Annotated in this window: 21 protein-coding genes; 8 read left to right on the plus strand and 13 right to left on the minus strand. The window is 57.1% G+C overall.

Features of this window, described 5'->3' with window-relative positions:
* Positions 1 to 73 precede the first annotated feature (73 nt).
* The 12 genes from AC04SG_RS18920 to AC04SG_RS18975 all read right to left on the minus strand — a co-directional run bounded on the left by AC04SG_RS18920 (position 74) and on the right by AC04SG_RS18975 (position 10,418).
* On the minus strand, positions 74 to 1,123 hold the full coding sequence (locus AC04SG_RS18920) for a GlxA family transcriptional regulator (protein WP_488552274.1): 1,050 nt from the start codon (positions 1,121 to 1,123) through the stop codon (positions 74 to 76).
* A 132-nt stretch (positions 1,124 to 1,255) separates the two neighbouring features.
* Positions 1,256 to 2,011: an aspartate/glutamate racemase family protein gene (locus tag AC04SG_RS18925; protein WP_488552275.1), complete on the minus strand. Its 756-nt coding sequence runs from the start codon at positions 2,009 to 2,011 to the stop codon at positions 1,256 to 1,258.
* 177 nt (positions 2,012 to 2,188) lie between these two features.
* A complete protein-coding gene (gene ehuD / locus AC04SG_RS18930; RefSeq protein WP_488552276.1) occupies positions 2,189 to 2,872 on the minus strand; it encodes an ectoine/hydroxyectoine ABC transporter permease subunit EhuD in 684 nt (227 codons plus the stop codon).
* A 1-nt stretch (position 2,873) separates the two neighbouring features.
* On the minus strand, positions 2,874 to 3,530 hold the full coding sequence (ehuC, locus tag AC04SG_RS18935) for an ectoine/hydroxyectoine ABC transporter permease subunit EhuC (RefSeq protein ID WP_488552277.1): 657 nt from the start codon (positions 3,528 to 3,530) through the stop codon (positions 2,874 to 2,876).
* Positions 3,530 to 4,315, minus strand: coding sequence for an ectoine/hydroxyectoine ABC transporter ATP-binding protein EhuA (gene ehuA / locus AC04SG_RS18940; protein ID WP_488552278.1), 786 nt, complete (start codon positions 4,313 to 4,315; stop codon positions 3,530 to 3,532). The genes ehuC (AC04SG_RS18935) and ehuA (AC04SG_RS18940) overlap by 1 nt, the downstream gene beginning before the upstream one ends.
* A 91-nt stretch (positions 4,316 to 4,406) precedes the next feature.
* On the minus strand, positions 4,407 to 5,273 hold the full coding sequence (ehuB, locus tag AC04SG_RS18945; RefSeq protein WP_488552279.1) for an ectoine/hydroxyectoine ABC transporter substrate-binding protein EhuB: 867 nt from the start codon (positions 5,271 to 5,273) through the stop codon (positions 4,407 to 4,409).
* 325 nt (positions 5,274 to 5,598) lie between these two features.
* The gene (locus AC04SG_RS18950) at positions 5,599 to 5,751 is read right to left on the minus strand and encodes a hypothetical protein (RefSeq protein ID WP_488552280.1); all 153 of its coding nucleotides are present in this window, start codon (positions 5,749 to 5,751) and stop codon (positions 5,599 to 5,601) included.
* Between the two features lie 252 nt (positions 5,752 to 6,003).
* A complete protein-coding gene (gene ehuA, locus AC04SG_RS18955; protein ID WP_488552281.1) occupies positions 6,004 to 6,816 on the minus strand; it encodes an ectoine/hydroxyectoine ABC transporter ATP-binding protein EhuA in 813 nt (270 codons plus the stop codon).
* Positions 6,816 to 7,487, minus strand: coding sequence for an ectoine/hydroxyectoine ABC transporter permease subunit EhuD (gene ehuD, locus AC04SG_RS18960; protein WP_488552282.1), 672 nt, complete (start codon positions 7,485 to 7,487; stop codon positions 6,816 to 6,818). The genes ehuA (AC04SG_RS18955) and ehuD (AC04SG_RS18960) overlap by 1 nt, the downstream gene beginning before the upstream one ends.
* Positions 7,484 to 8,149, minus strand: a complete 666-nt coding sequence (gene ehuC / locus AC04SG_RS18965; RefSeq protein WP_488552283.1) for an ectoine/hydroxyectoine ABC transporter permease subunit EhuC — start codon at positions 8,147 to 8,149, stop codon at positions 7,484 to 7,486. The genes ehuD (AC04SG_RS18960) and ehuC (AC04SG_RS18965) overlap by 4 nt, the downstream gene beginning before the upstream one ends.
* Before the next feature lie 66 nt (positions 8,150 to 8,215).
* A complete protein-coding gene (locus AC04SG_RS18970) occupies positions 8,216 to 9,064 on the minus strand; it encodes a transporter substrate-binding domain-containing protein (RefSeq protein ID WP_488552284.1) in 849 nt (282 codons plus the stop codon).
* 172 nt (positions 9,065 to 9,236) lie between these two features.
* Positions 9,237 to 10,418, minus strand: coding sequence for a M24 family metallopeptidase (locus AC04SG_RS18975; protein ID WP_488552285.1), 1,182 nt, complete (start codon positions 10,416 to 10,418; stop codon positions 9,237 to 9,239).
* Positions 10,419 to 10,854: 436 nt separating this feature from the next.
* On the opposite strand from AC04SG_RS18975, the gene AC04SG_RS18980 reads away from it, so the two are divergent.
* The 6 genes from AC04SG_RS18980 (at position 10,855) to AC04SG_RS19005 (ending at position 18,358) form a co-directional block, all read left to right on the plus strand.
* Positions 10,855 to 12,147, plus strand: a complete 1,293-nt coding sequence (locus tag AC04SG_RS18980) for a methylaspartate ammonia-lyase (RefSeq protein WP_488552286.1) — start codon at positions 10,855 to 10,857, stop codon at positions 12,145 to 12,147.
* A complete protein-coding gene (locus AC04SG_RS18985) occupies positions 12,147 to 13,292 on the plus strand; it encodes a CaiB/BaiF CoA transferase family protein (RefSeq protein WP_488552287.1) in 1,146 nt (381 codons plus the stop codon). The genes AC04SG_RS18980 and AC04SG_RS18985 overlap by 1 nt, the downstream gene beginning before the upstream one ends.
* 1 nt (position 13,293) lies before the next feature.
* On the plus strand, positions 13,294 to 14,190 hold the full coding sequence (locus AC04SG_RS18990; RefSeq protein ID WP_488552288.1) for an HpcH/HpaI aldolase/citrate lyase family protein: 897 nt from the start codon (positions 13,294 to 13,296) through the stop codon (positions 14,188 to 14,190).
* 117 nt (positions 14,191 to 14,307) lie between these two features.
* Positions 14,308 to 15,243 carry a LysR family transcriptional regulator gene (locus AC04SG_RS18995; protein ID WP_488552289.1) on the plus strand — a complete coding sequence of 312 codons (936 nt, stop codon included), beginning with the start codon at positions 14,308 to 14,310 and terminating at the stop codon, positions 15,241 to 15,243.
* Positions 15,244 to 15,384: 141 nt separating this feature from the next.
* On the plus strand, positions 15,385 to 16,818 hold the full coding sequence (locus AC04SG_RS19000; protein ID WP_488552290.1) for an aldehyde dehydrogenase family protein: 1,434 nt from the start codon (positions 15,385 to 15,387) through the stop codon (positions 16,816 to 16,818).
* Positions 16,793 to 18,358 carry a fumarate hydratase gene (locus AC04SG_RS19005; protein ID WP_488552291.1) on the plus strand — a complete coding sequence of 522 codons (1,566 nt, stop codon included), beginning with the start codon at positions 16,793 to 16,795 and terminating at the stop codon, positions 18,356 to 18,358. Before AC04SG_RS19000 ends, AC04SG_RS19005 begins: the two co-directional genes overlap by 26 nt.
* Positions 18,359 to 18,370: 12 nt before the next feature.
* On the opposite strand, the gene AC04SG_RS19010 is transcribed toward AC04SG_RS19005, so the two are convergent.
* Complete coding sequence (locus AC04SG_RS19010) at positions 18,371 to 18,850, minus strand: Lrp/AsnC family transcriptional regulator (RefSeq protein ID WP_488481646.1); 480 nt, start codon at positions 18,848 to 18,850, stop codon at positions 18,371 to 18,373.
* Positions 18,851 to 19,164: 314 nt separating this feature from the next.
* Between AC04SG_RS19010 and AC04SG_RS19015 the strand changes: the two genes are divergently transcribed.
* Together AC04SG_RS19015 and purU are read left to right on the plus strand one after the other, a co-directional pair.
* Complete coding sequence (locus AC04SG_RS19015) at positions 19,165 to 21,657, plus strand: GcvT family protein (protein WP_488552292.1); 2,493 nt, start codon at positions 19,165 to 19,167, stop codon at positions 21,655 to 21,657.
* 40 nt (positions 21,658 to 21,697) lie between these two features.
* A complete protein-coding gene (gene purU / locus AC04SG_RS19020; protein ID WP_488552293.1) occupies positions 21,698 to 22,564 on the plus strand; it encodes a formyltetrahydrofolate deformylase in 867 nt (288 codons plus the stop codon).
* Positions 22,565 to 22,589: the final 25 nt, after the last annotated feature.

The raw sequence follows: 22,589 nt of genomic DNA on the forward strand, positions 1-22,589 counted from the left end.
CATGCTTCTGCTGCGACCTGAGCAGAAGCTGGCTCAACTCGCGTAATATGCCTAACCAGTCATCGCTTCAATATTATCGATGGATGGCAACCGCTGTATTCGATCTAGCTTTGATTGCGTGACTAGGCTGGGCTCTCTTCTCACAGTGGGCCTCCGCCCGTGACTGGTGGGGCGAGCATTTGTGGCTATCGCGATAGGTTCTGGAGAAATGAGAGGCGGACGCGAATCCGCACGCTACGGCCACTTCAACAATTGGCATGTGCGAGTTTATCAGCAATGAATGTGCACGCTCGATGCGGAGCTTCATGTAATAACGGCTGGGTGTACAGCTTAATTCCTGTTGAAAAATTCTTTCAATCTGCCGGCGAGATAATCTCACGGATTCTGCTAGGTCGTCCATAAGCAATGGTTCACTGATGTTGGACTCCATTTGGTCGATTATTTTAAGCACGGCCTCATTCTTCAAAGGCGCTTGGGTATAAACTGGCAGTCGTTGACGGTCGCCACGTGTGCGGACAGTCATAGTGATGGCCTTTTCAGAAATGCGACCTAAGACCTCGGCTTCGTGATCATCCCCAATCATGCCCAAAAACATGTCGAAGGCCGCGTCTCCTCCGGCGCAGGTGTACAGTGTTCCGTCCTGCTCAAACGAGGTCTGAACCGCCCTCACATCTCGAAACATCTCACAAAATGCGGGGAGTTGCTCCCAATGCACCGCGCACTGACGCCCGTCCGCGAGTCCGGCCCGAGCCAGCACGATTGTGCCGCCGGCGATTCCGATAAGGCGGGAGCGGCGGTTACGGCACTCTCTCAACCACGCATCAAGTTGTTTGTTCGCACTCGGGGGCTTGTGACCGCCCACCACAACGACGATCGGCATCGCTGTCGAAAAGCCGATCCTGCTACGCTCTGTTTCTAAATCGAAGTCGACTGAAACTGTCACGTCGCTGCTGGAAGCCACAGGGCGTCCGTCTCCAGAAATGAGCCTCCAGCGGTAGCAGTCCCAACCGAGTACCTCATTTGCGAGCTTGAGGGCTTCGATCCCGGATGAAAAAGCCCTTAGTGAGAAGCCCGGCAGCAGGTAAAAACAAAAATTGCGACAGTTGGCCGTTGAATCAAGCATACGTCTTGTCCCTAACGGTCTATGCCGGCTCACCCCTGAAAGGCGTGCTCACTTGGTGCCCTTGGAGAAGTTCATCCTCGCTGGGCTGTTATGAACCATCGAATGGATGGGATGCGGACGCAGGTGCCGAGGTTAGAAGGGCCGTCGCACCATACCGCCCACGATGAACTCGACCATCGATGTGAAATCGAACACCGGCAGCCCGGTAGCTTCTTGAATAGCGGCAGCGTAGGGGGGTAACTCAGAGCACTCGAGAAGCAGCATTCCAACATCCGGCCGCTCTTTGATCAAGGCGAGTGCCGTGTCTATGACCTCGGTTTGAATGGCAGGCACGTCCAGTTCGCCGTCCTCCAGAAACGCTCTGCAGAATGCAGGGGCAGCCTCAAGTCCAGCCACCGCTAAGCGGGCTTCGTTCGTCGAGATCCCAGCGGCCGCCAGCACATCGGGGCTCAGTAACGATGCACTCGCCGTGATAACACCAAGGGATTGACCTTTCGGTAGCATCATCTCGAGCATGGGAGCGAGTAGCATGGGAGAAAGCAAAACAGGGACATCAACTGCCGCCCGAACGGCCCCCTGGAAGCGGACCATGAACCCGCACGCAGAGGTGATGAGCTGGGCGCCTTCCTCCACCAGTTCTACCGCAGCCTGGGCGACGGCGGCTGCAAGATGTCCACCATTGGGTCCAAGAACAAGGTCGGTCTCAAGTCCAGGGACCACTTTGTAACGAACGGGAACACTCCAGGTCCCTGCATTTCCAACACTTCCGGGAATGAACTTGAGGTTATCGGTCTGAAGCAGCAAAATGCCCACCGGTGCTCCAAAGTAAGCCTGTCTTGGCTTGGACACGAATTGCCGCCGGCGGTCTAAAGTCCTGGTATCGAACATTCATATGCCTCTTCGATAGGTGGTCCGGAGTGTCGCGTCTGGGCTAGTGAAATTCTACACCGAGCACCGGGATGAAAATCAGCGAAAACGGTGTTGCGGAGCCGGAAAGCTGCATTAGAGCTCGACCGGCCGCTCGATCGCCGCGATTATGAACGCGCCGCCTCTGTCTCAGCTCCATCAGAAGATCGATATGTCGCTGGGTCCACGCCGAGCAATGCCATACTTACGGTTGACGTAGTGCAGAGCAATTGACGAAGGCACACTGATCACCAAAAAGAAAATACCAACCATCGTCATCGGCTCAAGGTAACGGTAATTAATATTGGCGATAATTTTGGCTTGGTTCATAAGTTCGACTACAGTGATCGTAGACAGCAGCGGGGTTTCCTTGAACATGGCTACAACATAGTTTCCCAGCGCCGGCAACATGGGAGGCACAGCCTGCGGAATGATGACGTATTTCCATGTCTGGAACGTCGAAAGATTGAGGGCCTTTGCCGCCTCCCACAAACCCCGTTCAACATTGTCGATGCCGGCTCGATAAACCTCCGACGTGTAGCTTGAATAATGGATCCCCAGCGTAATCACGCCGGCCGTCAGGGGCGACAAATAGATGCCAATGTCTGGCAGGACGAAAAACATGAAGTACAGCTGCACCAGGAGGGGCGTGCCGCGGATGAAATCCACGCTAAGGCGCAACACTCCCTTGACATGGGTGCCTCCAACCCGTGCGCCAATAGCCACAGCCAGGCCGAGAACCATGGCCAAGGCAGAACCGAGCAAGCTAGCGAGAAGCGTGATTTTCACGCCCTCAATGAGGTGCGGGAGAATTTTATCGGCGAAAGGCCAACTCCAATCCATCTCACGTGCTCCTGATGGATTGTGGGATAAAGCGGCGTCCCATGAAGCGGATCAAAATCCAGATGCCATGGGCGAGCACATAGTAAAGGACGATGATCACCAGAAACGGGATGGCCGACTCCCCTGTTTGAGCACGCACAGATTGCGCCCGGAAGGTCATGTCCGACACAGAGATTAGCGAGAGAATCGAGGTCGCCTTAAGCAGTTCGACGAGACTGTTCGACATCGGCGGGATCATGGTTTGAAGAGCCTGGGGCAGAAGGATGTACCACAGGCGCTGCCAACGGCCGAGGTTGAGCGCGACGCATGCTTCCATCTGTTCGCGGGGTATGGCCAGCAGAGAGCCTCTCACAATTTCCGACATATAGGCGCCCGAGTTCAGCCCCAGGATAAGAACGCCACCCAAAAACGACGTCACCGAAATGCCGAAGATCGGCAGTACGAAATAAACCCAGAAAAGCTGCACGTAAATCGAGGTTCCCCGAAAGAACTCGACGAACACAAGGGCCGCACCGCTTATGACGCGGGATCGGCTGAGCCGTGAAATTCCGGCTATAAAGGCTATGATAATGGCCAGCAAACTCCCGATTACGGTGAGCTGCACGGTAACCACGGCCCCTTTCAGGATAAACGGCAGGAAATCAACTGAAGTCGGCATCAGATGCTCAGCCCCGCCGCGACGATCTTTTTGAGGAAGACCTTTGTTCGGTCTTGCGTGGGGTTCTTAAAGATTTGCTCAGGCGGCCCTTCTTCAATTATACGACCGCCGTCCAGGAAAAGGACACGATCGGCAAAATCACGAGCAAAGCTCATCTCATGGGTCACGAGCATCATCGTCATGTCGGTCTCCACTGCCAACTTCCGCAGGACGTTCAACACCTCCTCGACCAGTTCCGGGTCGAGCGCGGATGTGACTTCATCAAACAGCATGATCTTTGGCTTCAAGGCCAGTGCGCGGGCGATCGCTACGCGCTGCTTTTGCCCACCCGACAGCTCTGCCGGGTAGGAAGCTGCCTTGTTCTGTAAACCGACCATTTCCAGCAACGCCATCGCGGTCGTCTTCGCTTCCGGCTCGACGACCTTCTGTGTCAGGATAGGCGCCAGCATGATATTCCGGAGAACCGTCATATGCGGAAACAGATTGAAATGCTGAAATACCATGCCGATGTCTCGACGCATCTCATGTAGGTGAATGGCCTGTTTTCGATGGGTCAAAGCAGCAATTGAGCTATTGGCGAGAGGTCGGCCATTGATGGTAATGCCCCCCTCCTGTATAGATTCAAGCGTCATCAGGATCCGGAGTATTGTGGTTTTGCCGGATCCGGATGCGCCGATCAGTGCCAGCTTTTCGCCGGCAGAGACACAGAACGAGAGATCATCCAGTACGCGGTGTGAGCCGTACAGTTTACCGACCTTTTCGAATGCCACCATCGGCTGTGTCATAGATTGTTCCCAACAGGTTTATTGGGTGCCATGTCATTGCCCGACATGGCACCAGAAGTTAGAAATTCAAATGCCTATAATACTTTCTCACTTAGTGGGGAGTACAGAGCTTATCCGTGGTCATCGTGTCAGTACCGAACGCAGCCTCCTCGAGACCATATTTCTTCAGAATCTCAGTGTACTGGCCGCTTACGCGGATTTTCTTCAATCCGTCATTGTAGGCGTCGCGCAATTCGGTGTTGTCCTTGTTGAACGCAGCACCGTAGCAATCCATCGGACCATCGGTAAGCCTAACATATTTAAATTTCGCTGGATCTGCGAGCCGGCGGTAGAGGTCGTAGCCGGCCGTGGTATCATGCGAGAAGACGTCAATCCGGTTGTCCGCCAGCAGTTTAACGCCGCTGGTGCCGTCCGGAAAGATTATGATTTTGTCTTCGCTGACCCCGGCTTCGATTGCCAGTTTCTGCATGACACAGCCCCCGCAGGCGCCGACCCGCAGGCCTAGCGCGGCAATGTCCTTGTAGGAATGAACCTTGTCCGCGAGAGCGTTCGGAAGAATAAACGAGACGCCGCCGCACATCACCGGATTTGAGAACGCGACCGCCTCGCAACGTTCCGGCTTGATGTAAAGACTGCCGCCGGAAGCGAAAGTAGCCCGCTGTGACTGGACGGCCGGTATCATTGCGCCGTAGTCCATGACATCCCCAGACAGGCCGGTAATGCCGGATTCTTTCAGGATCGCCCTGTCCAGGTCAGGTCCGGCGCCAGTGGGGGCACCATCCTTGTCGAGTTGTGCCAGGGGTGGCTCATTCGCGATGGCGATGGTCACGCCATTCTTGCGGGCGTCATCCAATGTCTGGGCATAGGAGAAAGGCGCTGCGAGAATGGCGGAGGCGACCATGATCCCAAGGCCAATCGCGCGGCTTCTCCTAGAGTATCCGTTTGATTTCAGAGTCATACGATTTCCCCTTTGTTTTTGCTAACGCCGTCGGCATCGACCGGCCACCGCTAAACGATACCCCGCCAAAAGGTGCGAAAAACCGCGCCCTTTCCCGTTTCCTGCGGAAATTATGCTTTTTGGGCGGCGTTGCCGCAGGAAATCAATGAAGTGGAAAACGATTGGTCCAGACGGTGAAAACGTTGGCTATCGAACACTATCGTTGTGCATGAATCCTGCGTGGCGAACACTGAGGCGCTTAGCCAAGGATGGCAGCGCATGTCGCTGGTACTGGCGTCTCATGATGCTCCGTGAAGGGGCCGACGCAGGAGCAATCCGGATCGGTCTAATAGAATATGACCTGGATGAGCCCTAACAGCAGGATACACAACGCGAGCGATCCGCAAATGGCGTAAATACCGCGTTCCAAACTGGCCTCTGGCTGCATCTGAGCGCCGTCCTCGTCATTGTCGCGGTTTTGCGGTCCGGCGGAGTTCATCAATTGCTTTCCTGTGAGCGCTGTCGATCAGGCTGCAGACCTCCAACGTCTAAGCAGGACCGCTGCCCGCTCGATACTAGCGCGACCGGCCGGTTCGTTTGCAGCAGACATCGAGGGCGCGACGCAGCACTAGGGCGCGTCAGCACCGCCTAACGCAGCGATCCTGCGCTCGACCGGCGCTGACACAGCGGCTTCATGCATCTCTGACGGAGCGCGCACAGCGCCGTAGGCTGCATGCTCAAGGCAAGGACTTCAGATGGCTTCTTTGATCGCAGACAGAAACTGCCTGGTGCGGTCACGCTGCGGATTGCCGAACAGACTCTGAGGCGGAGCTTGTTCCTCGATAGACCCGCCATAAAAAAAGCAGACGCGGTCGGAGATGTCGCGCGCAAATCCCATCTGGTGGGTAACCATGATCATAGTCAGGTTGTGCTCGGCGACCAATTTGCGAATAACCTCTGTCACCTCGCCGATCACCTCGGGATCGAGAGCGGATGTAACCTCATCAAACAGCATAACCTTTGGGCGCATCGCCAAGGCCCGGGCTATGGCAACGCGCTGTTGCTGTCCGCCAGACAAGCGCGAAGGATGCTGGTCGCGCTTGTCAATCATGCCTACCATCTTGAGGAGCTCCTCGGACCGCTCCTGGGCCTCTTTTCTCGACAGCTTTAGCACCTGGATCGGACCTTCCATGCAGTTCTGGATGGCAGTCATGTGAGGGAACAGGTTGAACTGCTGGAAGCACATGCCAATCGAGGAACGAATCTTTCGTTGGTATCGCTCGTCGGCCGGGACCAGAACGCCATTGCGCGGCATGTGCGTTAAGGGCTTGCCGTCTACATAGATCACACCCTCATTCACAGTCTCGAGAGTCATGAGCGTTCGCAGAACCGTCGTTTTGCCAGATCCCGACGGACCGATAATGGTGACCATCTCGCCTTGGGCAATGTCAAAGTCGAGCTGCTTGATGACTTTGAGCTCCCCGTAGCTCTTGCTTACATTCATGAACCGGACCATCGGCCGATCATTTTCCGTCAGTTCTATGGGATAACCGATATCAGTCATCATTGCAGTCCTAATCCAAGCCGCAGCCGGCGTTCAAACAACCGGACGAGGCCGGCTGTTGGAAGCGAAATTAACAGAAAGATCAGGCCGACCAGCGTAAACGGTTCTAAGTAGCGGTAATTTTCCGACCCGATCGCGCTCGCTGCGTGCATCAATTCGGCAACGCCAATGACCGATAGCATTGGCGTGTCCTTGAGGATGCCAACAAGATAGTTACCCATCCCAGGAACCGCTGTAACCAGAGCCTGCGGAAAGATGATGCGAAAGTACGTTCTCGACGCGGAGAGGTTCAGAGCGCGGCAGGCCTCCCATTGACCCCGGGGCACCGCTTCAATGCCAGATCTGTAGACTTCCGACAGATACGCGGAGTAATGCAGGCCGATGGCCAAAAGGCCTGCGACCCAGGGAGCCAAATTTATCCCGAATTGGGGGCCGACATAAAACACGAAGAAAATTTGCAGCACGAGCGGCGTGGAGCGGATGAACTCGATCAGTTCGCGAACGATCCACCGCACCCCCGGGACCTTTGTGCGCTGAGCCAGTGCGAAAATCAAACCGACCACCAGTGCAATCGCATAGCCGATCGCCGCAGCGAGCAGCGTAGTAAGGGTGGCCGACAAGAGTCGCGGCAGAATCGCCCAAACGAAATCCCAGCGCCAATCAAGCATCATGCTCTGCCGAGCCTCCGGCCGACGACTCGTTCCATCTGTCCCACCAAGGGAGTAATCAGCAAGCGGGCCAGGACATAATAGATGATCAAGGCGGTGCCGAACGCCTGGACCGAAAGATAGGTCGACGCGTTGATTTGTTTGGCCTGAAACATGAGATCGGTCACTGATATGAGCGACACTAATGCGGTCCCTTTCAGAAGCTCAATCATCAGATTGCCCCAAGGCGGCAGCATGATCGCGAGGGCCTGGGGCGCTATGATCCGCCTCATTCGGGTCATTGGGGTCATATTGATAGCGATTGCCGCTTCCCACTGGCCTCGGGCAACGGACTGGATTGCGCCTCGCACGATTTCCGCACCGTAGGCGCCGTAGTTAAGCCCTACGGACAGAAACCCGGCCGTAAACTTGTCCAGCGATAGACCGAACAGCGGTAAGACGAAAAATATCCAATAGAGCTGCACGAGAAGCGATGTGCCGCGGAACAGCTCAATAAAGGCGACAGAGGCGCTCCGAATGACCCAATTGCGAGAAAGTTTGCCTAGACCAGCGATGGTTGCAGCAGCGATTGCGACAAAGGTCGCGAGAAGGAATTGCGCAATGGTAATGGCGGTTCCCTGTGTGATGACAGAACCATATTTTTCAAGGAATTGCCAGATTGGCATCCGCTGTCCTCTAGGTTTCAGTGCCAGCGACAGATGGCTGCCGCTGGCACTGACGTTAGTGTACGATTAGCGATTGGTGCAAATCCAATCTGCCGTTTCGCTGCCGGGCAGCATGTTCTTGTCGTATCCAAAAGGCTTCACGGCCTCCATCATAGCAGGGGTGCCGATGTATTTCTTCTGGGTCTCGTTGAACTTGTCGACGAAATCCTTGTCGCCCTTGCGAAAGCCGACGCTGACCCAATTCTTTGTCCAATCGGGGAGCGCGTTGGGATCGGTAACCTCGACCTTCCTTGGTGCCTTTGAAGCCATATCCTTAAGAGTCAGATAGTTATGAGCTGCCGCAGCAGCGCGGCCGCCGACAACCGCGGCTAGCATCTCGGAGGGACCTGGAACCTCCATGATCTGCGATTCCGGAACGCCATCCTTCTTGGCATTCTCGATCAGACTGTAGCCGATGCCGGTAACCATGGTTTCACCGGTTCTAGTCAGATCCTTGTAGGTTTTGATGCCTTTCGGATTTCCAGGCAACACGATGAAGGCATCCGAGACCTTTGCGAGAGGCTCAGAAAAGGCAACGTTTTCACAGCGCGAATGGAGGATATAGAGGCCTCCGGTGATCATATCGAGGCGGTCCGACTGCAGGGCTGGGATCAACCCACCCCAGTCGGTCACCACTGTCTCGACGTTGTTGTAGCCCATCTCTTTGAGGACGCCGAGCACGTAGGCATTGACGTAGCCCGCCGGTTTGTTGTCGGCATCCGGATAGGCAAATGGCGGTTCGTTTGCATATCCAATACGAATGGTTTTCCCGCTCGCCACACGGTCCATCAGCTCTCCCGCGTGGGTCTGTACACTCGCGATGCAAGCGAGAGCCACTCCCAAAGCAGTAGCGATCTTTGCAAGTTTCGTTGTCATTTCGAGTTCCCTTTGTTGTGTCTCTTGAGTCTTGAAAATTGCGCCTGAACTTGCTTTTCCCGCCTTGTACGGCGTGTTTTGGGGAGGCTTGCCTCCTATAGTGAGGCCCGACAGATCTGCTGCCGGACCTCCGAGCTCCGCCGCGGGCGTTTAGCCAAATTGTTGCGAGCGGTTAGTCGATGACGATCAGGCGGCGCTCGACATCGCAAAAGCGTTGACCGCCTTTCGCCGTAACCACGAAAGGCTCTGAGATCGCGGCGCCAAAGTCGTCAAGCCACACCCCCGACTGGAAGTGAAAGCACATTCCTTCTTGCAGAGGCGTCTTTTCCCCGGCGCGGATGCTAACGGTCCGTTCGCCCCAATCCGGCGGATAAGCGATACCGATGGAGTAACCGACGCGGCTATCCTTGCTGTAGCCGTTGCGCTTCAGAATAGTCTGAAACACTGCAGCCACTTCTTCCACGGCCGCTCCCGGCTTGGCCGCCTCGAGCGCAAGATCACCTCCCTCGACGATTACCGACGCCAGCCTCGACACTTCCTGAGGAGGCTTGCCGACATGAATAGTCCGCGTGAGCGGTGCATTGTAGTGGCGCCGAGCAGCTCCCAGTTCCATCATGATCAGGCCGGACTCCGGTACAACCTGGTCACTCCACGTCAGATGGCACGTACTCGTGCCCTCGCCAATCTGAAGCAACGGACACAGGCCGGTGTAGTCACCGAATTTTCCGTCCGCGCCTAGTATTTGATTCCGGTAGACGTCGGCGACCACCTCGTAGTCTCGGACGCCCGGTTTAAGCCTGGCAATCGCCTCACGCATGGTATGGCTAATGATCTGGCCGGCTTCCCTCATGTAGACGAGCTCGGCTTCGGACTTGACCAGCCTTGCCCAGTTCACGAGTTCGCGGCTGTCCGAAAACTTTGCGTTCGGAAGGCCCTTCACCAGGTGCTGGTGCGCCCGCGCGGTATAGTAATGCGCGTCAAGTTCCACGCCGATGCGCGCAGAACTCCAACCCTTTGAGCCGATGAACGCGGCAAGGTCATCGAAAGGATGGTCATCGGGATGGTGAACCAGGGCTTCCCTGAAGGAGATAATGTTCTTCTCAGGCAGGTTCGTGGTGACGCTTGCGGACTTCGCGTCAATCGGACGTCCGAACCAGAACGGCCTATCCTCATTGACGTGAACCAGCACCGCCTGAGGCGTGTAGAATGACCAGCTGTCGTAGCCAGTGAGCCAACCGAGATTCGCGGGGTCCTGGCAAATGAGCAGATCGAAACCGGCCTTCTCCATCCGCCTTTTGACGTCTCGGACCCGGCGGTCGAACTCCTCAGGCAAAAAGGGTTTCTGGTAGTGCATACGTGTGATCCTTTTCGGAATTGACTAGGTGTGTGCTAGCGTTCAGCCCTAATTGCGTACGGCCACCGCCGCAACAGCAGCGTGGTGACCCCTGAAATGTTGATACCCACGCTCGCTGCCACCCCGCAATTCCCTCGTGTTTTTATTGGGCGGGAGGCCTGAGGAGCATTTGTTGCGAAAGGTGCGCAGTCAAATGCAGTGTTTATATCGGCGTCATCTCGCTTCGAGATGCCGGAAAAACGGCAGCCCACGGCTCCGCGCTGACGGTCAGCGAAAAGGTCCACAGTTCGTTTTCTGGCATCAGGGTCCACCCCCCATCTGAAAACGCGATGGTTCGCGTATGAAATTAATATTGGGCTTAGGCTGCGCGCTGGGGCCTTAATCGGGCTTACGTCGGCATTGGCATTGCGACGAACACCGTCGGGGCGAGCAACATATGAAAATCGTAGACATCGTGCTGGCGCCGGGTACCGGTGCATTCTTTTACGACGATCAGGCCGCTATCAGGGCGGGCGCGGCACAAGATGGTTTCCTGTATGTGGGCGAACCCGTGACGCCTGGCCTCGCTGCCATCAGGACTCCCGCTTCATCGCTCAGCATCGGGTTGGTCCTCTCTGACGACACGGTCGCTTGGGGGGACATGATGAGCGTCCAATACTCGGGCGCTAGCGGCCGGGATCCTCTCTTCAACGCTGATGCAATGTCCAAGATTGCCAAGGAAGTAATCGCCCCTAGAGTTGGAGCCGCCAACATATCGTCTTTTCTCGATGCTTGCTCCCAAGTGCTTGCGCCAGTTGAGGCCAAACGTCTTCCTCTTGCGCTGGAATACGGCGTCAGCCAAGCGCTGCTGCGCGCAGCGGCCCATGCCGGCCGAAAGACAATGGCCGAAGCGGTTTGCGACGCTTTCGACCTTCCCCTGCCCTCCAGTGGTGTGCCGATCTATGCGCAAAGCGGCGATGCCCGAGAGATCAATGTCGACAAAATGATCCTGAAGAACGTCGACGTTCTCCCGCATGGCCTCATCAACTCAAGACAAAAGTTCGGTGTCGGAGGCGAAACCTTCCTCGCTTTCGTCGAGTGGGTAGCGGCGCGAACCCAAAAAATTGGTCGAGCGGGTTACCGGCCCACTCTTCATTTTGACGTTTATGGGTGGATCGGCCTCGAGTTCGGCCTCGATCCGCAGGTCATTGCTGACTTCATTTGCCGGGTCGCAGATACGGTCCCTGACTTTACAGTGAACATCGAGTCTCCCGGCGACTTCGGATCGACCGAAGCACAGGTCGAAAACTACGCCCGCATTGTTTCGATCTTGGATGGACGGGGTTCCAATGCCCGGATCGTGGTCGACGAGCGTTGCAATACCCTTGATGACGTCCGGCAGTTTGCTGAGGCGCGCGCCACACACCTGGTGCAAATCAAAACGCCGGACGTGGGCTCGCTTGCAGACACCGCGAAAGCCGTACTGATCTGCAAACAAAAGCAGGTGGGTGCCTATGTCGGCGGCAGTTGTACCGAAACCGACCTGTCAGCCCGTGCAACCGTCCATGTGTCAGTAGCAACCCAGGCTGACATGATGCTCGCGAAACCCGGTATGGGGGTCGACGAAGGCATTTCAATCGTCGGCAACGAGCAGAGCCGCCTGCTCGCTCTTCTCGAAAGGCGCCGCGCCGTTGGCGGCAAGTCTCAGGAGCAGCAAGGCGCGGCGATACCAAGGGTGGTGCTACGGTGATGGAAGCTTTGTCAGGGATCACCGTCGTCGCGGTCGAGCAGGCAGTCGCTGCGCCATACGCGTCGTCTCGTCTCGCTGATGCCGGCGCCCGGGTTATCAAGATCGAGCGCCCGGAAGGCGATTTTGCCCGCAACTATGACAGTCTGGTTCAGGGTCAAAGCGCTTATTTCGTCTGGCTGAACCGCGGCAAAGAGTCAGTCTGCCTCGATCTCCGAACAGACCCTGATCGTGAGCTTCTTGATCTCCTCGTTTCTTCTGCCGATGTGTTCATTCAGAATCTTAAGCCTGGCAGTATCGACAAGCTCGGTTTCGGCTCGGCGAGCCTTCGTGAGCGGTATCCTAGATTGATCACCTGCGACATCTCAGGGTTCGGAGAAGGCGGCGACTACTCCCATCTCAAAGCATACGATCTCATCGTTCAGGCGGAAAGCGGCTTGGCCGATATAACGGGAACGGCAGACGGCGCAGCGAGGGTCGGCGTGTCTGTGTGTGATATCTCGGCGGGGATGACCGCACACAGCGCCATCCTGCAGGCTCTCTACGCGAGGACCACCACAGGAAAGGGGAGCTCTATCCAGGTCTCGCTCTTTGATGCTGTTGCAGACTGGATGAATGTGCCGGTACTCCAGCACGATTATGGAAGCTATCGCACCCAACGCGCGGGAGTTAACCACCCGTCCTTGGCGCCCTACGGTGCGTATCCATGTGCGGATGGCAAGGTTGTAATATTCTCCGTCCAAAACGACCGTGAATGGGTGAATTTCTGCGCAGATTTCCTGAAACGTCCGGAGCTTACCCGGGCCCAAGGTTATGCGTCGAATATGGATCGGCTTGGTAACCGGCCTGCCCTTGACGACATCGTCCAGGCACGTTTTTCGCAACTGACGAGCGACCAAGCGATGAGCGAGCTTGAAGCCGCAGGCTTGGCTTATGGCAGGTTGAACGATATCGCCGCGGTTTCGGAGCATCCGCATATTCGGAGGGCCGACGTTGAAACTCCAGGCGGGACGATCGAGGTGATTGCTCCGGCCGCGATCTTCGACCGTCAGCCCGTGGCGTTGCGCCCGGTGCCGGCCTTAGGAGCCCACACGACGTCCGTTCGACATGAATTCGAGGGGCAGCCTTCCAAGGTCGGAGTCAAATAACGTGAGCGGCGTCATCAAGCGTACGGCATTAACGGCGTCCTTTGAACCTCGCTGGCGATCTTTGCTGTTTGTACCCGCTCACTTGCCCAAATTCGTGGAGAAGGCCCACGAGCGGGGGGCTGATGCAATAGTTCTGGATCTTGAGGACGCTGTTCCCTTGCTGTCTAAGGCAGAGGCCCGCCAACGACTTGGCGAAAGTATCGCAAAGGTCGGCCGGGATGGAGCGGCAGTCCTGGTGAGGGTCAACCAAGGCATGCGAGCGCTTTGCGCCGATCTTGATGCCGCAGTCGTGGCAGGCGTCGCGGCTATCGTCTTGCCGAAGGTCGAATCGGCAGAGTGGGTTGTCGAGATCGAACGGGAGATTCAGGCGCTGGAGAGCGAGCGGGGTCTGGCCTCCGGAGGTATACGCCTGGTAGCCCAAATCGAAACGCCGGCTGCGCTCCCGAGGCTCACAGCCATCGCGACAGCGCATCCCAGGTTGGTTGCCATGGCGCTCGGTCCAGAGGATTTTAGCGAGGCCGTAGGCGGCCAGCCGATAGCCGATCTTCTGCATGGACCAAATCTCGCGGTCCTCTTTGCCGCGCGTGCGGCCGGCCTTGTCCCCCTTGGATTCGTCGGCAGTATCGGCGACTTCGCAGATCTCCCGAAGTTCCGCGAAACCGTCCGCCGTTCCAAGACATTGGGGTTCGCGGGTGCGTTCGCTATTCATCCCGCCCAGGTTCTCGTTCTGAACGAAGAGTTTGCTCCACTGGCGACCGAGTTGGAGTGGGCAAGACGTGTCATTGCCGCTGAACAGGAAGCCAAGGCCCAGCATCTTGGCGCCTTTACCGTCGATGGAAAAATGATTGACGCTCCAGTCATTCGTCGTGCGAGGGCGCTTCTCGCCTGGGGTCAATGAACGCAACAGCTTCCACCCCCTCGCCCACTACCGAAGTGCCCCCTTCCGCTCCATCTGATTAGAAGATAGGTTTCTGTATGGCAGCGGCTATAGGCACTGCGGGTAGGTCGCTCTTCGGTGGAATTTAGACAGCTCAAATATTTTGTCGGAGTGGTCGAGGCTGGCAGCTTTACGAAGGCAGCAGTCATGCTCAATGTCGCGCAAAGTGCACTGAGCCTTCATGTACGTCAATTGGAGGAAGAGTTCGGATCACAGCTGCTCATTCGCGACCGGAGCGGCATCAGCGTGACGCCGTCCGGTGCAAAGCTGCTCGAACGGGCACGCACCATCTTGAATGAAATCAGGATCACCAAGGCCGAGATGAGCACTAGGGCCGCTTCGGGAGAAGTAACGATAGGCATCCCGTCCGGAGCCGCTCGCGTGCTTTCTGGGCCCTTGTTGGAAGCCGTGCGCAATGAACTCCCTCTTGTGATCCTGAAGATGGTCGAAGGAATGACGGGCCCCCTTGAGGAATGGATGGCTGCGGGACGGTTCAACCTGGCGATTCTCTACCGTACCGCCGATGCCATCGCAGGCCTCCCTGTCCTGGCGCGAGAAGACTTCTGTCTGGTCGCTCCGCCGAACCTACCTCCCTTCCCCGACGTGGTTGCGCTATCGGACCTTCATGCGTTTCCACTTGCGGTACCCATGCGCAACAACAACGTTCGGCGTTCGGTCGCAGATGTGGTAGCGCAGCATGGTTGCCGCCTTGACGTGAGATTTGAAGTGGATTCGTTGTCGACGATCATTAACATGGTCTCGGAGGGCAAAGCCTATTCCATCCTCACTCCCTCTGCCATTCATAGAGAGGTCCAACAGGGGCTTGTGCATATGGTCAGGATCGTCGACCCTGTTATTACCCGCTCGGTGGTTCTGGCCGTGAACCCTAAAGACGAGAACTCCCCTCCAGTGTCTGCGGTTCGCAAACTGATCCCCGGAATCGTCCGGAAGTTGATTGATGGCGGGCACTGGCTGGCGAAGGTCCCAACAGACGCGGGCCGCGTGAATTTCTGAATCTGGCATCAATCTCGTATCAAGATACCAGTCGGCAAAATTCAATATTTGACCCAAAGCATTGGGCGGGATGTAAGTGCGTGTGACTGAACCGGTCCGGCTGGCTCACCGTAGTAGAGCCCCTTTCAACCGGAGCTACACATGTCCGAAGCCAAGCGTTATGAGCTCTTCATAGACGGCGTATGGCGGGCCGGCGGTAAAGGCGACATTCCGGTCATAAACCCTGCTACCGAGCAGGTGTTTGCCTCGGTCGCTTCAGCATCAATACAGGACCTCGAGGATGCCCTGGCCGCCGCTGAGCGTAGCCGCCGGGGATGGGCTGCACGACCTGCGCACGAACGGGGTGCTCTGCTGGTTTCAGCTGCTCGTATCCTTGCCGAAAGGGTCGGCGAGGCTGCGAAGTCACTGTCAACCGAACAAGGCAAGACCTTGGCGGAGGCAGCAGGTGAATATCGCCGCGCGCTCGAAATGCTGGAATGGAACGGGGCTCACGCGGAAGAGCTTTGCGCGTCAATTCCGATGGGACTTGGCCGCACCCTCGTACCTGAGCCCCTCGGCGTGGTTACGGCCTTTACACCTTGGAACTACCCGGCGGTTCTCAACGCTCGCAAGCTCGGCGCCGCCTTGGCTTCGGGATGCCCCGTAATCCTAAAGGGCGCTGAAGAGACGCCAAGCGCAAGCGTGTTTATTGTCCAGGCTTTGCATGAGGCGGGCGTTCCGGTCGGTGTCGTCAATCTTGTATTCGGAGTGCCTGCCGTTATTTCGGAGCATCTGCTCCGTTCCCCCATAATCAAGGTCCTCAGCTTCACAGGATCCACGGCCGTCGGGAAACATCTCGCCAGGCTAGCTGCCGATAACCTCCAGCGTTGCGTGCTCGAGCTGGGCGGGCATTGCCCTGTGATCGTATGCGACGATGCTGATCTTGAAGCCGCAGCCACGGCAATTTCGGAATACAAATTTGAATGCGCCGGTCAGAGCTGCAATGCGCCAAGCCGTATCCTGGTTGCACAGCCGATTTACCGGAAGTTCCTCTCGAAACTGGTAGATGTCGCGAAATCGATCCAGGTCGGCCCTCCTGATGCGCCAAGCACCGAAATGGGCCCAATGGCGAACGGTCGCAGGATCGAAGTGTTGCAGCGTCTGACCGAAGACGCTGTTGGAAGAGGCGCACGGATTGAAGCTGGCGGTAGCAGGCTGGACCAAACCGGTTTTTATTGGCCCCCGACGATCCTGACCCGGGTGCACTCCGAGTCGGACATTCTCCGTGAGGAACCTTTCGGGCCGATTTTGACCATCGCTCCCTTCGACACGCTCGACGACGCGATTGCTGAAGCAAACGACACCGAGTATGGCTTGGCGTCTTATTGTTTCACGTCCTCCGACGAGACGAAACGCCTGTTGGCTGCCAATCTGGCAGCGGGCGCTGTTAGTATCAACTTCCTGAAAGGTGTTGCCCCCGATGCTCCGCATTCAGGTGTGAAACAGAGCGGGTATGGTTATGAAGGGGGCGAGCAGGGCGTTCGAAGCTTCCAGAACCTGAAACTGATCAATGGGCTGGACGCGCTTGAGCGATAAGAGCACGCACACCTCGATTCACGGGGAAGACATCACGCAGAGCATCGCCGATGCACTGCAATATGTCTCTTACTATCATCCGCCTGATTACATCCAATACTTGGCGGGAGCGTATCAGCGCGAAAAAAGTGTCCCGGCGAAGAATGCGATCGGCCAGATTTTGGTCAACTCCCGCATGGCAGCCTTCGGCCGGCGACCGATATGTCAGGACACAGGCCTGGTGGTCGTCTTCGCCAAAGTGGGCATGTCGGTCCTGATCGACGCCCATGTACCCTTCACGGAGCTCATCAACGAGGGTGTTCGTCGCGCCTATCTTGATCCCGACAATCCCTTGCGTCCGTCGGTCGTGTCCGACCCTTTAGCTGGCCGAGCCAACACCAAGGATAATACGCCCGCGATCGTTCATGTTGAATTGGTGTCAGGCAACGACATCACATTTACAGTTTCGGCGAAGGGCGGGGGTTCCGAAAACAAGGCCCGGTTTACGACCCTCAACCCTGCGGCTTCCGTGGCCGACTGGGTTGTCGACACTGTTGCAACGCTGGGGAGTGGATGGTGCCCGCCGGGAATGATCTCGGTCGGTATCGGCGGCAGCGCGGAAAAAGCGATGTTGTTGGCCAAGGAGGCGATGAATGAGCCGATAGATATGGCTGACCTCGTCGAGCGCGGAGCGTCCTCGCCCGAAGAGGCTTTGCGACTGGAGCTTTATGAGCGGATCAACGCATTGGGAATAGGTGCCCAAGGTTTGGGTGGGCTCACCACGGTGGTCGACGTTAAAGTGGCGACCTATCCGACTCATGCCGCTTCCAAACCTGTGGCGCTGATCCCTCAATGCGCAGCGAACCGGCATGTATCGTTCGTCTTGGATGGATCTGGACGAGCAATTTTTGATCCACCGGACCTCTCCCAATGGCCAGACATCGGGTCTGACGACTTGCGTCCTACGGGCGTCCTGCGTGTCAATCTCGACACCCTGACCAAGGAAGAGGCCCGGGAGTGGCAATGTGGTGAAACGCTGCTACTCTCAGGCAAACTCTTGACGGGTCGGGACGCAGCCCACAAGCGGATGGCCGAACTGATCGATGCCGGCAAGCCGCTTCCGGTGAACTTCGCTGGCCGGGTAATTTACTATGTGGGTCCCGTGCGAGCGGTTGGAAGCGAAGTCGTCGGTCCTGCAGGACCAACCACTTCAAACCGGATGGATGGCTTTACCGAAAAAGTGCTTGCAGCCACTGGGCTCCTCGGCATGGTCGGCAAAGCCGAAAGAGGGCCTGCCGCCGTGGAAGCTATCGTCAAGCATCAGGCGCCCTATATGGTAGCGGTCGGCGGGGCTGCCTACCTCATATCGAAATCAATAAAATCTGCCCGTGTTGTAGCTTTCGAAGACCTCGGCATGGAGGCCATTCACGAATTCGAAGTTCAAGATATGCCGGTAATCGTGGCGGTCGACGCCGCCGGCGCATCCATCCATACATCTGGTCCGGCTGAGTGGCGGAAGCGCATGGCAGCTGACAGCATAGCCAAAAGCATTGGTATTTAGCGACATCGGTGCTTAATCATCGTCTTCCGGATCCTCGATAGGCACCCCAAACGTTGCCTTGACCCGATCGACTACCACCATGGTCTTCAGGCTCTTTATGTGCGTGTTTTGATAGAAAAATTTCCGGGTGAATTGCTCATAGTCTTCCATGCTTCGAGCAGTAATATAAAGCACGAAGTCGGCCTCGCCGGTGATGTAGAATCCTGTCGCGATCTCTGGAGAGGATTTTATATCGCGCTTAAACTTGTCGATGATATCCGCACGCTCCCTCTCAAGGGTGACCATGACGATCATCTGGATCGGTCGACCAACAGCCTTTGCAGATATAATTGAGACGTCTGCTTCGATAATGCCTTCTGCCCGGAGCCTTTTGAGGCGGCGCTGGCATGCTGTAGCGGAAAGGCCGACCTTATCGGCGATGACATCGGAGGTTAAGCGGTTGTTCCGTTGAACCAATTCCAGGATGCGGGCATCAATCCGATCATATTTCATCTACTTTGATCTCGGCTACGGCTGGCTCTCCAACCTCCCGTGCGACACTAACAGCCGCCGGCAGATCTTCAGCGTTTATAGAGGCTATGTTGCCGGCAATGCAACGCGGTACCGGTGCCTGTATCCGTTGCGATGCAGAATCACGGCATTGTCCCCGCTTTGAGAAACGCTGCATCATGATGACGGTACGCGCAGGAAGACTGCGGCCCCTCCCCTTAGATCGGCGAAAACCAGTATCCGTCTAACGGTACTTTATCGGCCACAACCAACCCGCCTCCGTCGCACTGTCGCAGGAGGCTACAACAGGGTTTCAAATGGCAAGCAAACTCCCTTCACACGCCGAATATGTCATCATCGGAGGTGGCATTATCGGCCTCTCCATAGCCTATCACCTGACCCGCCTGGGCCACAGGGATGTGTTGCTGCTTGAGCGCGATCAGCTAACTTGCGGGACTACGTGGCATGCTGCAGGCCTTGTGACACAGCTCCGTGCGAATGAAACCATGGCCAAGCTCGCTCAGTACTCCGCCGAGCTGTTTCGGGATCTCGAAAACCTGACGGGGCAGGCCACAGGCTTTCGTCAAACGGGATCCATCACCGTCGCTGCGACCCGGGACCGCCTTGAAGAGCTCAAGCGCGGCTCATCGATGGGACGCTCGTTTGGGCTGGATGTGGAGATGATCAGCGCTGCGGAAGCGCAACGCCGCGTTCCTCTCCTTGACGTCAGCGACGTTCTCGGGGCCGCTTGGATTGCATCCGACGGGATGACCAACCCGATCGATACCGCGCGTGCCTTCGCAATCGGCGCTCGCCAGGGCGGAGCGACGATCCTCGAGCGAACCCCAGTCAGCCGGATCCTGGTCGAGAACGGGCGCTTTACCGGCGTAGAGACCAGCCAAGGCACCGTCCGAGCTGAAAAGGCAGTCATCAGCACCGGGCTCTGGACCCGGAATGTGGCAGCAGATCTGACTTGGTCGGTGCCCTTACAGGCTGCAGAGCATTTCTATGTGGTGACCGAAGCCATCCCCGACCTCCCTCACGACTTGCCGACCATCCGGGATATGGACGCGCGCGTATATGCCAAGGCTGACGCGGGGAAACTCCTCGTCGGCTTCTTCGAGGCGGACGGAAAGCCTTGGGGCATGAACGGCATTCCCCATGATTTCAGTTTCGACTCGCTGCCAGAGGACTTCGATCACATCGAACCCTATCTCTCCGCCGCGATCGAGCGCATGCCTGTTTTGGCGAACGTCGGGCTGCAACTGAATTTCAATGGTCCGGAAAGCTTCACTCCGGACAATCGCTTCCACCTTGGTCCGGCACCCGAGATTCAGGGACTATATGTCGCCTCCGGTTTCAATTCCTGCGGTATCGAGTCATCGGGCGGTGCAGGCAAGGTCATGGCAGAATGGATGTCGACAGGCCTGCCCGCGGGCGACTGCTGGGAAATGGACGTCCGCCGGTCGATGCCCTTCCAACGCAACAAGCGGTATCTCTACGACCGTACAGTGGAGGCGGTGGGCAACCTCTGGACACTTCACCTGCCGCACAAATCGCCAAAGACGGCGCGCAACGTGCGGGTGTCTCCGCTCCATGACAGGTTGGCCGCTGCGGGCGCCAATTTTGGTGAAAGTGCCGGCTGGGAACGGGTCCAATGGTTCGGCTCTGGATCTCCAAATGAAAATCACGCCACCTTCGGCCGTGACGAATGGTTTCACCGCAGTGGCGCCGAACACACAGCCACTCGCTCTGCCGTGACCCTTTTCGATCAGACCTCCTTTGCCCATATCCTGGTCCAGGGGCCCGACGCCCTTGTCCTGCTACAACGCCTCTCCACGAACGATGTGAATGTGCCGGTTGGCCGGGTTGTGTACACCCCGTGGCTCAACGAGCGGGGGGGTATGGAGTCTGACGTAACGATCGCGCGTAACGGCGATGAGGAATTCCTCGTCGTCACAGCAGCAGTCCAACGCACGCGGGACCTCGCCTGGTTGCGCTTGCACGCGAAGGGCGCCGGCCACGTCTCGGTGGTCGACGTGTCATCCGGATATACAACTCTTTCGGTCATGGGTCCGCGATCGCGGGAATTGCTGGAGCGGGTCAGCCCTGCCGACTTCTCCAATGAGGCATTCCCCTTTGCAACGGCCTGTGAAATCGAAGTCGGCTACAGCTTGGCACTTGCTTTCCGTATGACGTTTGTCGGTGAGCTTGGCTGGGAATTGCACATCCCGACGGAACAGACATTGGGCGTGTACGACGCTTTGGTGGCCGCAGGCGCAGATCTTGGTGTTGGCCATGCCGGGTATGTCGCGCTAAACACATTGCGTCTTGAGGCGGGCTATCGCGATTGGGGCTCTGACGTCGGTGATGAGGACACCCCATTGGAATCCGGGCTTGCCTTTACAGTTGCCTGGGACAAGTCCGAAGATTTCATTGGCCGTGCGGCCCTTGAAGCCCAACGTGGCAAGCCATTGCGCCGCAGATTGGTCCAGCTCGCGTCGCCCGATGCCAAGGCTCTGATGTTCGGCACCGAGCCTGTTTGGCGGGATGGGAAGCTCGTGGGGTACCTGCGCTCAGCTGGTTTCGGCCACACAGTCGGATGCGGCATTGGTATGGGTTACCTCAACTCAGATACCGGGGTGACCGCGGAGTGGCTATCGTCAGGGGCATTCGAGATCGAGATCGCGGGTGAGCGCTATGCCGCAATAGCTTCCCTGCGTCCGTTCTTTGATGCCGGACGCAGCCGCGTGAAGGGCGAGTGGCGTGCTTCCGGAGAGTTGATCGCGCCCGAGCTTCTCAAGGCCTGAGCCTTCAACCTGCCTCTCTCACAAAAACGGAACCCGCCAAATGTCTTCAGACCCCTCAACGGTCCTCTCGCTTTCTTGCGCGGACCGACCAGGCATCGTGTCGGCTGTTTCAGGGCTGTTATACGCTGCCGGCTGCAACATCCTTGAGGCTCAGCAATACAGTGACCCCGAGACTGGGCTATTTTTCATGAGGGTTGTCTTTGCACGCCCCGGCGATGCACCCCCCAGCGACCAACCGGCGGCTGGGCTTGATGAGCTCGCCGGGCGACTCGCAATGACGTACACGCTGCGCCCACCGTCGCGGCCCAAGCGGGTCATGCTGCTTGTATCAAAGTTCGATCATTGCCTTGCCGATCTCCTCAATCGGTGGCGGATTGGCGAGTTCCCGATGGATGTGGTCGCTGTGGTCTCCAACCATGGCAAAGAATACCTGGCTTCAACTGACCTCAAGGATTTGCCCTTCCATCATCTGCCCGTCAGCCGCGACAGCAAGACGCAACAGGAAGGGAAGCTTGAGGCCCTGATTGAGCGCACCAACCCAGATCTTATTGTGCTTGCCCGTTATATGCAGATTTTGTCGGATGGCTTCGCAGCCAAGCTGGCAGGCCGCTGCATTAACATCCATCACTCGTTTCTGCCGGGCTTCAAGGGCGCGAAGCCTTATCATCAGGCACACCTTCGAGGTGTAAAGCTGATCGGCGCAACGGCCCACTACGTCACGTCGGATCTTGATGAAGGACCGATTATTGAACAGAACGTCGAGCGTATCTCCCACCAGGATACGCCCGACGATTTGGTCCGCAAAGGTCGGGACATCGAACGGCAGGTCTTGGCTCACGCCGTTCGTCTTCACCTTGAAGACCGGGTTATCCTCAACGGCAATAAGACTGTGGTTTTCTCTGGCTGAACGGCGGCACTCCGCAATATTTCAT

It is taken from the genome of Mesorhizobium sp. CNPSo 4684 (assembly GCF_057784315.1).

Excerpts from the sequence above, each read along its gene's own strand:
- AC04SG_RS18920 (WP_488552274.1), bottom strand. The coding sequence starts at position 1,123 with ATGCTTGATTCAACGGCCAACTGTCGCAATTTTTGTTTTTACCTGCTG.
- AC04SG_RS18925 (WP_488552275.1), bottom strand. The coding sequence starts at position 2,011 with ATGTTCGATACCAGGACTTTAGACCGCCGGCGGCAATTCGTGTCCAAG.
- ehuD (WP_488552276.1), bottom strand. The coding sequence starts at position 2,872 with ATGGATTGGAGTTGGCCTTTCGCCGATAAAATTCTCCCGCACCTCATT.
- ehuC (WP_488552277.1), bottom strand. The coding sequence starts at position 3,530 with ATGCCGACTTCAGTTGATTTCCTGCCGTTTATCCTGAAAGGGGCCGTG.
- ehuA (WP_488552278.1), bottom strand. The coding sequence starts at position 4,315 with ATGACACAGCCGATGGTGGCATTCGAAAAGGTCGGTAAACTGTACGGC.
- ehuB (WP_488552279.1), bottom strand. The coding sequence starts at position 5,273 with ATGACTCTGAAATCAAACGGATACTCTAGGAGAAGCCGCGCGATTGGC.
- AC04SG_RS18950 (WP_488552280.1), bottom strand. The coding sequence starts at position 5,751 with ATGAACTCCGCCGGACCGCAAAACCGCGACAATGACGAGGACGGCGCT.
- ehuA (WP_488552281.1), bottom strand. The coding sequence starts at position 6,816 with ATGACTGATATCGGTTATCCCATAGAACTGACGGAAAATGATCGGCCG.
- ehuD (WP_488552282.1), bottom strand. The coding sequence starts at position 7,487 with ATGATGCTTGATTGGCGCTGGGATTTCGTTTGGGCGATTCTGCCGCGA.
- ehuC (WP_488552283.1), bottom strand. The coding sequence starts at position 8,149 with ATGCCAATCTGGCAATTCCTTGAAAAATATGGTTCTGTCATCACACAG.
- AC04SG_RS18970 (WP_488552284.1), bottom strand. The coding sequence starts at position 9,064 with ATGACAACGAAACTTGCAAAGATCGCTACTGCTTTGGGAGTGGCTCTC.
- AC04SG_RS18975 (WP_488552285.1), bottom strand. The coding sequence starts at position 10,418 with ATGCACTACCAGAAACCCTTTTTGCCTGAGGAGTTCGACCGCCGGGTC.
- AC04SG_RS18980 (WP_488552286.1), top strand. The coding sequence starts at position 10,855 with ATGAAAATCGTAGACATCGTGCTGGCGCCGGGTACCGGTGCATTCTTT.
- AC04SG_RS18985 (WP_488552287.1), top strand. The coding sequence starts at position 12,147 with ATGGAAGCTTTGTCAGGGATCACCGTCGTCGCGGTCGAGCAGGCAGTC.
- AC04SG_RS19000 (WP_488552290.1), top strand. The coding sequence starts at position 15,385 with ATGTCCGAAGCCAAGCGTTATGAGCTCTTCATAGACGGCGTATGGCGG.
- AC04SG_RS19005 (WP_488552291.1), top strand. The coding sequence starts at position 16,793 with ATGGGCTGGACGCGCTTGAGCGATAAGAGCACGCACACCTCGATTCAC.
- AC04SG_RS19010 (WP_488481646.1), bottom strand. The coding sequence starts at position 18,850 with ATGAAATATGATCGGATTGATGCCCGCATCCTGGAATTGGTTCAACGG.
- AC04SG_RS19015 (WP_488552292.1), top strand. The coding sequence starts at position 19,165 with ATGGCAAGCAAACTCCCTTCACACGCCGAATATGTCATCATCGGAGGT.
- purU (WP_488552293.1), top strand. The coding sequence starts at position 21,698 with ATGTCTTCAGACCCCTCAACGGTCCTCTCGCTTTCTTGCGCGGACCGA.